The sequence below is a fragment of the Duganella radicis genome, from assembly GCF_009720825.1.
Lineage (GTDB): Bacteria > Pseudomonadota > Gammaproteobacteria > Burkholderiales > Burkholderiaceae_D > Rugamonas > Rugamonas radicis.
On sequence record NZ_WNKY01000008.1, the window covers coordinates 143,858 to 156,369 of the forward strand.

Genomic DNA, 12,512 nt, shown 5'->3' on the forward strand with positions numbered 1-12,512 from the left:
AACAACGAGGAGTCATAGTCATGAAAATCACCACCGCCTCCGGCATTCCCGTCGCCGACAACCAGAATTCCCTGACCGCCGGCCCGCGCGGCCCCGTGCTGCTGCAAGACTTCCATCTGATCGAGAAACTCCAGCACTTCAACCGCGAGCGCATCCCCGAGCGCGTGGTGCACGCCAAGGGTTCGGGCGCTTACGGCACCTTCACCGTCACCCACGACATCACCCAATACTCCAAGGCCAGGCTGTTCGCCGAAGTGGGCAAGCAGACCGAGACCTTCCTGCGCTTCTCCACCGTGGGCGGCGAAAAGGGCAGCGCCGACACCGAGCGCGATCCACGCGGTTTCGCGGTGCGCTTCTACACCGAGGAAGGCAACTGGGATCTGGTCGGGAACAACACGCCGGTGTTCTTCCTCAAGGACGGCATCAAGTTCCCGGACTTCATCCACACCCAAAAGCGCGATCCGCAAACCAACCTGAAATCGCCGACCGCGATGTTCGATTTCTGGAGCCGCACGCCGGAAAGCCTGCACCAGTTGACCACGCTGTTCTCCAGCCGCGGCACGCCGGACGGCTACCGCCACATGCACGGTTTCGGCAGCCACACCTACAGCCTGATTAACGCCGCCGGTGAGCGCGTCTACGTCAAGTGGCACTTCCTGACCCGGCAAGGCATCAAGAACCTGAGCGCCGACGAGGCCACGCGCATCGCCGGCACCGATCCTGACTACGCCCAGCGCGACCTGTTCAACGCCATCGCCAACGGCGACTTCCCGCGCTGGGACGTCAAGATCCAAGTGGCCACCGAGGCCGAACTGGCCGCATGGGAAGCGCGCACCGGCTGGAATCCGTTCGACCTGACCAAGGTGTGGCCGCACGCGGACTTCCCGCTGCTGCCGGTCGGCGTGCTGGAACTGAACCGCAATCCGGTCAACTACCACGCGGAAGTGGAGCAGGCCGCGCTGTCGCCATCGAACGTGGTGCCTGGCATGGGCTACTCGCCGGACAAGATGCTGCAAGCGCGCCTGTTCGCCTATCACGATGCGCAGCTGTACCGCGTCGGCACCAACCACCAGCACCTGCCGGTGAACGCGCCACGCTGCCCGTTCCACAACCAGCAGCGCGACGGCGCCATGGCCGGCGCCAACGGCGGCGCGGCGGTCAACTACGACCCGGTGCAGGCACAAGGCAGCAACCCGCACGGCATGGGCCACGGCGAACCGCCGCTGGCGCTGGACGGCGCGGCCGGCCGCTACGACGGCCGCGGCAAGGAGGACGATTACACGCAAGCCGGCGATCTGTTCCGCCTGATGCCGGCCGACGAGCGGCATAACCTGTGCAACAACATCGCCGGTCCCCTGAGCCAGGTCAGCGCCGAGATCATCGCCCGCCAGCTGGCCCACTTCGACCAGGCCGATGCCGCCTACGGCGCCGGCGTGCGCCAGGCACTGAAAGCGCGCGGCGTCAACCTCGCCTGAAGACGACGGCGGACCACCACGAAGTGCACTACAATCGTGACGTTGCAGTGCACCGTGGAGGTCCGACTTGAAGTCTCATCCCGCTTGTCCGCCGTCGTCATCCCTGCCGGGCCAGATCGTCCTGGTCTTGCAGGGCGGCGGCGCCTTGGGCGCCTACCAGCTGGGCGTGTATCAGGCCATGCACGAAGCGGGCATCGAGCCCGATTGGGTGATCGGCACCTCCATCGGCGCGATCAACGGCGCCATCATCGCCGGCAATCCGCCGGAGCGCCGGCTGGACCAGCTGCGCGAATTCTGGCACCGCATGGAACGCAATTCCTTCGGCTTCTCCACCATGCCGCGCGCGGTCGCCAACGCGATCACGGTGGGGCAGGGCATACCTGCCTTCTTCGAACCCAACCTGCCATCGTGGTGGAATCCCGAGGCGCGCGTCGGCGTCGAGCATGCATCCTTCTACCTGACCACACCCTTGCGCAGCACACTGGAAGACCTGGTCGATTTCAACTACCTCAATGACAAGCACATGCGCATGACGGTGGGCGCGGTCAACGCCCGCAACGGCGCCATGCGCTACTTCGACACCCGCAAGGAGCCGCTGTGCGTGGAGCATGTGATGGCGTCCGGCGCGCTACCGCCGGCCTTCCCGGCGGTGCGCATCGACGGCGAGCCGTATTGGGACGGCGGCATCTACTCCAACACGCCGATCGAGGCGGTGCTGGACGATGAGCCGCGCCGCAGTTCGGTGATCTTCTCGGTGCAGGTGTGGAACCCGGACGGCAGCGAGCCGCAAAGCGTGCTCGATGTGCTGGACAAGCACAAGGAGATCCAGTACGCCAGCCGCGCCAGCAATATCGAACAGCAGCGGCGCTTGCATCGCCTGCGCCATGTGATCCGCGAACTGACGAAACACCTGCCGGACGAAGAACTGGCGTCGCCGGAGGTGCGCGAGCTGGCCTCCTGGGGCTGCGGCACCGACATGCACGTGGTGCTGCTGCGCGCCCCGCGCATCGGCCGCGAGGACCACACCAAGGACATCGACTTCAGCGCCTCCGGCATCCGCGCCCGCTGGCAGGCCGGCTATGACGACACCAGGCGCTTCATCAGGCTAAAGCCATGGGAGCAGCCCATCGATCCGATCGAAGGCATCGCGCTCCACGAACTGCCGGAGCGCTGACCCATCTTGCGCAAAATTGTTGGAACTTTTCGGCCGCCTGGCCGGAATAAGAGTAAGACCCGACGACGATGCCCAGACGATGACCATCCCGACTCCTGCCACCGATATCGAATTGCTGCGCCAGATGCGCAGCGGTTCCGCCGACACCGCCGCCGACATCGTGCAGGAAGTGTTCATGGGACTGCTGACGGACAGCCTCCGCTTCGATGCGCTGCGCGGCGAACTGCGTCCCTTCCTGTTTGGCGTCGCCCGCAATCTGCTGCTCAAGCATGAAGCGCCGCGCCTGCGCCACCCAAGCCTGCCCGAGCCGGACGAGGAGGGCGAGCGGGAATTCGACGCCGCCAGCGATGCCGCCGAACCGCTGGCGCGCATGCTGGACAACGAACTGGCCGAGGAGGTACGGCGCGCGCTGGCCCTGCTGCCGCCGCCTTTGACGCCCTGCGCGGCGCGCTGGCGGACAGCCACGCGCCCTGCGGCGTGGAACACGCACTGATGGCGGCCTTCACCCAACAACACCGCCAGCGCCGCTGGTACCAACGACTGCCCCTCGCCCGGTGGGGCATGGCCGGCGGCCTGGCCAGCGCGGCGCTGGTGGCGATGGTGTTCATGCTGTCGCTGCGGCCACCGCCGCCAGCAGTGGCCGCAACCAGCGGGAATGCCTTCATCGCGCTTGAACCACTGGAACGCATCCGGCGCGAAAGCCATCCGCGCATCGTCGAGACGCAAATCGCGCGTACCGCGCTGGCCGGGATGGGCGTGCCGATCACCCCCGAAAACGCCGGCGACCAGGTGCGCGCCGAAATGCTGATCGGCGCCGATGGCCGGCCGCTCGCGCTCCGTCTTTCCAGTCTGTGAACCACCAACCAGAGGATGATATGAACACCCAAAACACTCTACTTTCAGCCTTGCTTTGCTGCCTGTGTGTGCCGGCCCTGGCCGCCGGCGTCGATCCGGCGCCCGGCAAGGTGGTGAAAAACGCGCCATACAGCGCCGTGGGCGATCAGGAAACCCGGCGCGACCTGGCGGACGGCAACCAGATCACCAGCAAGACCAGCACGCTGTACTACCGTGACAGCAACGGCAACACGCGTCAGGAAACGCGCGGTCCGAATGGCGACGTACAGAGCGTCATGATTCAAACCGCCACCGACAACGCCATGTACACGCTGGTGCCGGCGGCCAAGCTCGCCATCAGGATTTCGCTGGAAAGGATTAATGCCAGGGCCGCCGCCGCCGGTGCGGCCGCGGGCGCCGCGATCAAGGCGGAGCGCAAGCAAGGAGAGGATATCGTCATCAAGCGCGCGGCGCCGGACAGCGGCTATGCCAATATCGTCCCGCTGGTCGCGGGGGCTTACGGCGACATGAAATGGGCCGGCAAGACCGTCACCCAGGACCTGGGCGCCCGCAACATCGATGGCGTCAAGGCCGAAGGCAAATTGCGCAGCTACGAAATCCCGGCCGGGGAGGCCGGCAACCGCAAGCCTATCGTGGTGGCCGATGAAAGCTGGTACTCGCCCGAACTGCAAATGACGCTGTACTCGCAGCATAGCGATCCGCGCACCGGCGTGGCGATTTTCCGCCTGACCAACCTGAAGCGCGGAGAGCCGGCGGCCGCGCTGTTTTCCGTGCCGTCCGATTACACCATCAACGATGTGACGGACGGGCCGGAGAAGGCGCTGGGCGAGCTGGAGGCGCAATGGAAGAAGAAGTGAGCCGGGGCTGGGAAGGGGCATGCTGGTAAAATAAGGGGCATAGCAATTCACTTAGCATTGGATCAATATGACCATCAAAATCAGCCAGAACTTCGACTCGGGCGCCATCGAGGTGCTGCGCGCCGACAGCGCGGCCACCATTGAACTGAACCTGCGCAAGGACTCGCACGCGGACATTCACCAGTGGTTCCACTTCCGGGTCCAGGGCGCGGGCGGCCAAAAGCTGAACATGCGCTTCCTGAACGCCGGCTCGGCAACCTACGCCAAGGGCTACGAGGATTACAAGGCCGTGGCCAGCTACGACACCGAGAACTGGTTCCGCGTGCCGACCACCTTCGATGGCGAGGTCATGACGATCAAGCACACGCCGGACACCGACAGCATCTACTACGCTTACTTCGAGCCGTATTCGTTCGAGCGCCATTTGCGCCTGCTGGGCGAAGTGGGTGAGCATCCGCTGGCCCGCGTGCACGATCTGGGCAGCACCATCGACGGCCGCGACATGAACCTGGTCGTCATCGGCAAGCCGGAAGCGGAAAAGAAAATCTGGTTCATCGCGCGCCAGCACCCGGGCGAGTCGATGGCCGAGTGGTTCATCGAAGGCCTGATCGATTCGCTGCTGGACGATGCCAACCCGATCGCGCGCAAGCTGCTGCAACGCTGCGTGTTCTACGTCGTGCCGAACATGAATCCGGACGGCTCGGTGCGCGGCAACCTGCGCACCAACGCGGCCGGCGCCAACCTGAATCGCGAGTGGATGACGCCATCGGTCGAGCGCAGCCCGGAAGTGCTGTATGTGAAGCAGAAGATGCACGAAACCGGCATCGACATGTTCTTCGACATTCATGGCGATGAAGCGCTGCCGTACAACTTCGTGGCCGGCAATGAGATGCTGGAGAACTTCAGCGAGGAACGCCGCCTCAAGCAGCAGGCCTTCATCGACCGCTACAAGAACGCCTCGCCGGACTTCCAGGACAAGGTGGGCTACGCCGCCAGCAAGTACAAGGAAGACATGCTGACGCTGGCCTCCAAGTACGTCGGCCACCACTTCGGCTGCCTGGCCCTGACTTTGGAGATGCCGTTCAAGGACAATGCCGATCTGCCCGATCCCAACGTCGGCTGGAACGGCGCGCGCAGCGCGGCGCTGGGCGCGGCGATTTTGCAGCCCATCCTGTTGTCGCTGGACGATTACTGATCATGGGCGTCGAGATCGAGCGCAAGTTCCTGTTGTGCGGCGATGGCTGGATGGCGCTTGGAGAGCCGGTGTTCTTCAAACAGGGCTACCTGTCGTCGCACAAGGAGCGCGTGGTGCGCGTGCGCATCGAGGGCGCGCGCGCGGTGTTGACCATCAAGGGCGCCAACCGGGGCGCCACGCGTGGCGAATGGGAATATGAGATTCCCGTCACCGAGGCGGCCGAGTTGCTCGACGGTTTGTGCGAGCAGCCCTTGATCGAGAAGTACCGCCGCCGCATCAGCTACGCCGGCAATGTGTGGGAAGTGGACGAGTTCCTCGGCGTGAACGCCGGGCTGGTGGTGGCGGAGATTGAATTGCAGTCGGAAGACCAGCGGTTCGACAAGCCGGACTGGATCGGCGAGGAAGTCACCGGCGATGCGCGCTACCTCAATTCCAACCTGATCAAGCGCCCGTACTCCACTTGGTCGGCAGCATGAATAAAGCCCCGTAAGGGGCTTTATTGTTAGTGGAAGTGCTCGGTGCCGGTGGGCGCGTCTTCCGGCATTTCGGCGTGGGCCAGTTCGCCTTGCGGGTCGGCGAACAGCGGGGCGCCGCAGTCGTCGCAGAACTCCATCACGTAGCGCTCGCCCAGCTTCTTCACTTGCGTGATGCCGGCCGCGTTCAGGTGCGAGGTGATGTCTTCCACCGGCGTCTGCGGCTTTTGCAGCGCGTTCAGCACACCCGGACCTTCCGGCGGCGTGCCTTCCTCGTCCTCCTGGCCATACAGCGGCCATACCACGCCGTAGATCACATCGGTCGACGAACGCTGCGTGAAGGCCACGCGGTATTCGTCGATCTGGCCGTCGGCGTTTTCCTCGCCAAAGCCGGCGATCACCGCGCGCAGCTCGCTCGGCTCGACCGCCAGGGTGTGGGTCAGGTAGTGCACGGCGGCGCGGATCGACACCGGACGAATCAGCTTGTCCGCCTCGCGGCAGGCCATGTAATAGGCTTCCGGCAGCAGCAGCTCGACGCCGCAACCGGGCAACAGACGGTTGACGGTCGGCGTGGCCTGCGTGCGCCACTGCTCCAGCGCGGCGCTGCGCTCGGCGGCAAAGCTGGACTGGTGCTCGGCCATCTGCCAGCGGAACAGCGGCGCGCCGGCCGGCGCCACCACCGCCACCAGCAGGTAGCGCGTGTCGGCCAGGAAGGGCGCGGTTTCAGGCACCTTGGTGTCGGCCTTCAATGCCGCGCCTTTCAGCGCGGCCTGTGCCAGCTTCTGCACCTTGCCATAGGTTTCGACGTGGCTGCGCGGCAGCTGGTCGATCGAGAACAGGGTGGGCGACATGGCCATCTGCGTGCCATCGGCCAGCAGGTGGGCCGAGAAGTGCGCCGACAGGGTTTGCAGGATATCGGATGGGATCGCGCCGGAGGCGATCGCAAAGCGGGTCCACGCCAGAATCGGCGCGGCCACCAGCAGGACGTCGAACTGCTTGCTGACGCCGTCGGCGGTGTCGATGGTGAGGTGGCTCGATTCGCTGACCGCCTCCACGCTGTCCATCAACACGTCATAGGCGTTCAGGTCTTCCTTGAACAGCACGTTGAGGGTCGAGTCGATGGTGTCCTGGTGACCGGTTTTCAGGAGTTTCTGGAGCTGTGCATCGAGAGAGTGTTCCCAGGCCCGCTCTTCGATACGGCTGGCCGCCTGCCCGACAGCCTGGGCATAGGTGGCGAGGCGCTGGCTCTCGGCAGACAATTTTTGGGAGGAAGCTTTAGATGAACGACGCATAGCGCAATAAGAGTCTCATAAAGGTGAATAAATCGGATCAGTCATGCAGATGATAACCCTTATGAGACGTATTGTAGTTGATTCGCTCAGCTACTTCCCATTAGTTCGGGACAGCGGTGCGGCCGGCACGGTCTAGGAGGTCATCAATGCCGCCACCTGTTCCGCGTTCAAGGCGCCGTGATAGATGCGGAAGTCATCCACTTTGCCGTTGAAATAAGGGTCGGCCGGATACTGCGAACGGCCGATCCAGTTCTGGCTGGTGCCGCCCAGCCGGAACGGCGCGGCGGTCATGGCGTTGTTGGTGCTGACCACGCCGCCGTTCACGTACAAGGTCCCGGTGGCGCCGGACAGCGTGACCGCCACGTGCACCCATTGTCCGGCCGGCAGGGTGGCGGTGGACAGGGTCTGGCTGCCATAGCCGCCGCCGGTGGTGATGGTGAAGTGCATGCCGCCATTGCGGGCGCGTGGCGTCAGGAACATATAGTGGTTGGTGCCGCTGCCGAAGTCGAAGACGCGGCACCAGTCGCGCCCGCCGCCCCAGTACACCCACGCGGCGATGGTAAAGTCGGCCAGGCCGGCCACCACGTCCGCCGGCAACGCCACGTAGTCGTCAACACCGTCCAGCGCCACCGCATTGCCGTTCTTGCCGGCGCTCCACAGTGCGCCGTTGAGCAGGGCGCCGTTGACGCCGTTGCCGCTGGCGTCGGCGGCGGTGCCGCCGCTGCTCTCGTCGAAAGGCAGCCAGGCGCGCAGCGTGGTCGCCGTGCTGATTTGCGCTTCGTTCGAGGGGGCGGTGACGCCCGACGGCGTGGTTGCGGTCACCACGTAGTAATAGCTGCCCGCCGCCATGCCGCTGTCGGTATAGGTCAGCGGATCGGTGACGCCGTCGATGACGGTGGTGTAGGGACCGCCCGGGCTGGTCGCGCGCTGGACCGTGTAGCTGGTGGCGTAGGCGCTGCCCCACCAGGACAGTTCCACCTTGCCGCCCACCAGCCGCGCGCTCAGGCCGCCCGGTGGCGCGCCGGCGGCGATCGGATCGCGGCTGAAGGCCAGGGTGCCGACGCCCAGCTGGTCGCCATTGCCGCCGTCGCCCTCGGTGCCGACCCTGGCGGCCATCAGCGCGGTGTACGGCGCGGCCAGGCCCATGCGGTTGACGTAGTGGTTGTGGATCATTTCCCACACCGGCCGGACGAAGGGCAGGCCGGCGGGGGAGATGCCGGTGCCGGTGCCGTGGTTATTGGTGTAGGCGTCGAACGGCATCGATGTGTAGTAGAGATTGCCGTTGGCATCGGCCAGGTTGGACTTGGCGACATATTCGGCGCCGGCCAGGAACCGGTTGTTGTCATAGCCATAGAAGTCGTCGCCCTGGTTCCACGCCATTTCGCAGAAGGACGCGGCCAGGCCGACGCCCAGCGTGCAATGGCCCTGGTCGCGCGAGCTTTCCTGCCATTGGCCCAGGTAGCCCGGATGGATGAAGCGCACCGCCTGGCTGGCGGCGCCGTTGCCCGGTCCGTTCTTGTAATAGTTGACGGCTTCGTCATACAGGTCCTGGCGGTCGCACAGCACGCCGATGGCCAGGATCGAGGCCAGGGTGCACTGGTCCCAGTTGGCCCAGTAATTGGTGATGTCGGCGTCGTTGTGCTGGACCAGGAACTGATGGTTCAGTGGATAGAACACCGTCAGCATCATGTTCTGGAAGCGTGCCAGGTCGGCCGCCGCCCAGCCGGAATAGGTGCGCATGATCTCGGCGGCATTGGCGAACTGGTAGCCGTAGATGCCGGCGGCCAGGAAGCGGTCGGCGTTGCCGGTGATGCCGGTCAGGGTCGAGCTCCAGGCATTGAGGAAGGCCACCGCCCGGTCGGCGTAGGAGGTATCGCCGGTCACCTTCCAGCGCAGCGCCAGCTGATAGGTGCGGGCGATATCGATGTAGAGCTGGGCGAAGTTGCTGCCGGTGCCGCCGCGCACCACGGTCTGTAGCGGGCGCGGCCAGTTGCCGAGGTGCGAGCGGCCGGTGTTGAGCAGGGCGTTGAAGCCGTTCAGCCAGGGCTGCGCGCCGGCCGCGACCTTGGCGCGCATGCGCGCGAAGTCGGCCTCGGTATGCAGCAGTCCCGGGTGCACAAAGCTGCGCACGGACGAGCCGGAGGCCGTCGAGGATTGCAAGGCCGCCGCCTTGGCGCGCGGCGCGGCGCTTTCGGTGGTGGCCGGTTCGCCGCCACAAGCTGTCAGGGCCAGCGGTCCAAGTGCCGCCACGCCGAGCGTGCCGGTGCAGAAACGTCTGCGTTGCAAGGACAATTGCGGTTCATCTTTTTGCATAACACCTCCATAGGCCATGAGTGGAGCCGTGATTATGCATGAAATATTTCCACATGGAAATAAATATTCACATAGATTGATGTCTGGCGCCAGGCAGGGACGAAAAAAAACACCCTGCGGCGCAGGGTGTTTTGCGGTCCGTCCGGTCCGGCTTACGCGGCCAGCAGCTGGCGCAGCACGAACGGCAGAATGCCGCCATGCTTGTAGTAGTCGACTTCGATCGGGGTATCGATACGCAGCAGCACTTTCACTTCCTGGCTGGTGCCGTCGGCGCGGTGGATCACCAGGGTGGCGAGTTGCTGCGGCTTGATCTCGCCGTCCAGGCCTTTCAGGTCATAGGTTTCCTTGCCGGTGATGCCCAGCGATTCCACCGAGTCGTTGCCGATGAATTGCAGCGGCAGCACGCCCATGCCCACCAGGTTGGAGCGGTGGATGCGCTCGAACGAACGCACGATCACGGCCTTCACGCCCAGCAGCTGGGTGCCCTTGGCGGCCCAGTCGCGCGACGAGCCGGTGCCGTACTCTTCGCCGCCGAACACCATGGTCGGGGTGCCGGCCGCCACGTACTTCATGGCCGCGTCGTAGATCGACAGCTGTTCGCCCGACGGCTGGTGGATGGTGATGCCGCCTTCGACCGCGGAACCGTCGGCTTTCGGCGGGATCATCTTGTTCTTGATGCGCACGTTGGCGAAGGTGCCGCGCATCATGATCTCGTGGTTGCCGCGGCGCGAGCCGTAGGAGTTGAAGTCGGCTTTCGAGACGCCGTTTTCCTTCAGCCATTTACCGGCCGGGCCGTCTTCCTTGATCGAGCCGGCTGGCGAGATGTGGTCGGTGGTGATCGAGTCGCCAAACACGCCCAGCGCGCGCGCGCCCTTGATGTTCGGATCGGTGGCTTTCGGCGTCATCTCGAAGCCGTCGAAGAAGGGCGGCTCGGCGATGTAGGTCGATGCCGGCCAGTTGTACACCTGGCCCTCGGTCGACGACACGTTTTCCCACAGCTTGCCCGGGTTGCCCTTGACGTCGGCGTAGTTCGACTTGAACACCTTCGAGTTCATGGCGAACTTCATCAGCTTGGCGATCTCCTGCGAGGTCGGCCAGATGTCGCCCAGGTAGACGTCCTTGCCGCCGGTGCCCTTGCCGACCGGCTGGGTCATCAGGTCGACCGTCATGTTGCCGGCGATGGCGTAGGCCACCACCAGCGGTGGCGACGCCAGGAAATTGGAGCGAATGTTCGGGTGAATCCGCGCCTCGAAGTTACGGTTGCCCGACAGCACGGCCGAGGCGACGATGTCGTTCGAGGTGATGGCGGCGTTCAGCTCGGGCGTCAGGTCGCCGGCGTTGCCGATGCAGGTGGTGCAGCCATAAGCGGTCACGCCGAAGCCCAGTTTTTCCAGGTAGGGCAGCAGGCCGGCGGCGGTCAGGTACTCGGTCACCACGCGCGAGCCGGGGGCCAGCGAGGATTTGATGTGCGGCGCCACGGTCAGGCCGGCTTCCACGGCCTTCTTGGCCAGCAGGCCGGCGGCCAGCAGCACGCTCGGGTTGGAGGTGTTGGTGCACGAGGTGATGGCGGCGATCAGCACGTCGCCGTTCTTCACGTTCACGCCGTTGGTGGTGGTGTAGGTGGCGTTCAGGTCTTCGGCTTTTTTGTTGAAGCCGTTTTCCGAGGTCGGTTTCGAGAACAGCTCGATGAAGTTGTTCTTCACGTTGCCGATTTCGATACGGTCTTGCGGACGCTTGGGACCGGCCAGCGACGGCGTGACATCGGTCAGGTTCAGTTCCAGCACGCGGGTGTAGTCGATGTCGCCGGCTTTCGGGATGCCGTACATGCCTTGCGCCTTGAAGTAGGCGGCGAAGGCGGCGATTTCGTCCTTGGTGCGGCCGGTGCCTTCGAAGTATTCGATGGTGGCGTCGTCGACCGGGAAGAAGCCCATGGTGGCGCCGTATTCCGGCGCCATGTTGGCGATGGTGGCGCGGTCGGTGACCGACAGGGTCTGGGTGCCTTCGCCGAAGAACTCGACGAACTTGCCCACCACCTTGGCCTTGCGCAGCATCTCGGTGATGGTCAGCACCAGGTCGGTCGCGGTGCAGCCTTCGCGCAGCACGCCGGTCAGGTTGACGCCGATCACGTCCGGGGTCAGGAAGTAGACCGGCTGACCCAGCATGCCGGCTTCCGCCTCGATGCCGCCCACGCCCCAGCCGACCACGCCGATGCCGTTGATCATGGTGGTGTGCGAGTCGGTGCCCACCAGCGAGTCGGGGTAGTAGACGCCGTTGCCGTCCTTGTGGACGCCACGCGCCAGGTATTCCAGGTTGACCTGGTGGACGATGCCGAAGCCCGGCGGCACCACGCCAAAGGTGTCGAAGGCTTGCATGCCCCACTTCATGAACTGGTAGCGCTCGTTGTTGCGCGAGAATTCCAGCTTCATGTTCAGGTCCAGCGCCTTCGGCTCGCGGAAGTGGTCGATGGTGACCGAGTGGTCGACCACCAGATCCACCGGCACCAGCGGCTCGATCTTCTTGGCGTTCACGCCCATCTTGTAAGCGACGTTGCGCATCGCGGCCAGGTCGGCCAGCAGCGGCACGCCGGTGAAGTCTTGCAGCACCACGCGGGCGACCACGAAGGGAATCTCGTCCACGCGCTCGGCGGTGGCGCCCCAGTTGGCGACTTGCTTGACGTGTTCTTCGGTGACTTTCTTGCCGTCGACGTTACGCAGAACCGACTCCAGCACGACGCGGATCGATACCGGCAGGCGGGAGATTTTGGCGCCCAGGCTCTTTTCCAGGGCCGGCAGCGAATAGAACTTTGCCTTCTTGCCCGAAATATTGAATTCCTGAAGCGTGTTAAGCGTGTTGTGGGACATGACCTCTCCTTCGGGTG

General features: G+C 64.7%; 10 protein-coding genes. 7 read left to right on the forward strand and 3 right to left on the reverse strand.

Annotation, left to right across the window (positions count from 1 at the left end; genetic code table 11):
• Window positions 1-20 precede the first annotated feature (20 nt).
• The 7 genes from GM676_RS10330 to GM676_RS10360 all read left to right on the forward strand — a co-directional run bounded on the left by GM676_RS10330 (window position 21) and on the right by GM676_RS10360 (window position 6,032).
• Window positions 21-1,475 (forward strand): catalase, encoded by a 1,455-nt coding sequence (locus GM676_RS10330; protein WP_155463448.1) that lies wholly within the window; start codon window positions 21-23, stop codon window positions 1,473-1,475.
• A gap of 67 nt (window positions 1,476-1,542) precedes the next feature.
• A complete protein-coding gene (locus tag GM676_RS10335) occupies window positions 1,543-2,649 on the forward strand; it encodes a patatin-like phospholipase family protein (protein WP_229262620.1) in 1,107 nt (368 codons plus the stop codon).
• A 79-nt stretch (window positions 2,650-2,728) separates the two neighbouring features.
• Entirely contained in the window at window positions 2,729-3,142 is a 414-nt protein-coding gene (locus GM676_RS10340) for an RNA polymerase sigma factor (RefSeq protein ID WP_155463449.1), read from the forward strand.
• Window positions 3,142-3,504, forward strand: coding sequence for a hypothetical protein (locus GM676_RS10345; protein ID WP_229262621.1), 363 nt, complete (start codon window positions 3,142-3,144; stop codon window positions 3,502-3,504). Before GM676_RS10340 ends, GM676_RS10345 begins: the two co-directional genes overlap by 1 nt.
• Window positions 3,505-3,524: 20 nt before the next feature.
• Window positions 3,525-4,361, forward strand: a complete 837-nt coding sequence (locus tag GM676_RS10350; protein WP_155463451.1) for a hypothetical protein — start codon at window positions 3,525-3,527, stop codon at window positions 4,359-4,361.
• 67 nt (window positions 4,362-4,428) lie between these two features.
• The gene (locus GM676_RS10355; protein ID WP_155463452.1) at window positions 4,429-5,556 is read left to right on the forward strand and encodes a M14 family metallopeptidase; all 1,128 of its coding nucleotides are present in this window, start codon (window positions 4,429-4,431) and stop codon (window positions 5,554-5,556) included.
• Window positions 5,557-5,558: 2 nt separating this feature from the next.
• On the forward strand, window positions 5,559-6,032 hold the full coding sequence (locus GM676_RS10360) for a CYTH domain-containing protein (RefSeq protein WP_155463453.1): 474 nt from the start codon (window positions 5,559-5,561) through the stop codon (window positions 6,030-6,032).
• A gap of 26 nt (window positions 6,033-6,058) precedes the next feature.
• Here GM676_RS10360 and GM676_RS10365 read toward each other — a convergent pair whose 3' ends face one another.
• The 3 genes from GM676_RS10365 to acnA all read right to left on the reverse strand — a co-directional run bounded on the left by GM676_RS10365 (window position 6,059) and on the right by acnA (window position 12,495).
• Entirely contained in the window at window positions 6,059-7,321 is a 1,263-nt protein-coding gene (locus GM676_RS10365; RefSeq protein ID WP_155463454.1) for a DUF2863 family protein, read from the reverse strand.
• A 132-nt stretch (window positions 7,322-7,453) separates the two neighbouring features.
• A complete protein-coding gene (locus tag GM676_RS10370; RefSeq protein ID WP_155463455.1) occupies window positions 7,454-9,634 on the reverse strand; it encodes a LamG-like jellyroll fold domain-containing protein in 2,181 nt (726 codons plus the stop codon).
• A gap of 152 nt (window positions 9,635-9,786) precedes the next feature.
• A complete protein-coding gene (acnA, locus tag GM676_RS10375) occupies window positions 9,787-12,495 on the reverse strand; it encodes an aconitate hydratase AcnA (RefSeq protein WP_155463456.1) in 2,709 nt (902 codons plus the stop codon).
• Window positions 12,496-12,512 lie beyond the last annotated feature (17 nt).

Bases quoted from the DNA above. Each gene is read 5' to 3' on its own strand.
- GM676_RS10330 (WP_155463448.1), top strand. From the start codon at position 21: ATGAAAATCACCACCGCCTCCGGCATTCCCGTCGCCGACAACCAGAAT.
- GM676_RS10340 (WP_155463449.1), top strand. From the start codon at position 2,729: ATGACCATCCCGACTCCTGCCACCGATATCGAATTGCTGCGCCAGATG.
- GM676_RS10345 (WP_229262621.1), top strand. From the start codon at position 3,142: ATGGCGGCCTTCACCCAACAACACCGCCAGCGCCGCTGGTACCAACGA.
- GM676_RS10350 (WP_155463451.1), top strand. From the start codon at position 3,525: ATGAACACCCAAAACACTCTACTTTCAGCCTTGCTTTGCTGCCTGTGT.
- GM676_RS10355 (WP_155463452.1), top strand. From the start codon at position 4,429: ATGACCATCAAAATCAGCCAGAACTTCGACTCGGGCGCCATCGAGGTG.
- GM676_RS10360 (WP_155463453.1), top strand. From the start codon at position 5,559: ATGGGCGTCGAGATCGAGCGCAAGTTCCTGTTGTGCGGCGATGGCTGG.
- GM676_RS10365 (WP_155463454.1), bottom strand. From the start codon at position 7,321: ATGCGTCGTTCATCTAAAGCTTCCTCCCAAAAATTGTCTGCCGAGAGC.
- GM676_RS10370 (WP_155463455.1), bottom strand. From the start codon at position 9,634: ATGCAAAAAGATGAACCGCAATTGTCCTTGCAACGCAGACGTTTCTGC.
- acnA (WP_155463456.1), bottom strand. From the start codon at position 12,495: ATGTCCCACAACACGCTTAACACGCTTCAGGAATTCAATATTTCGGGC.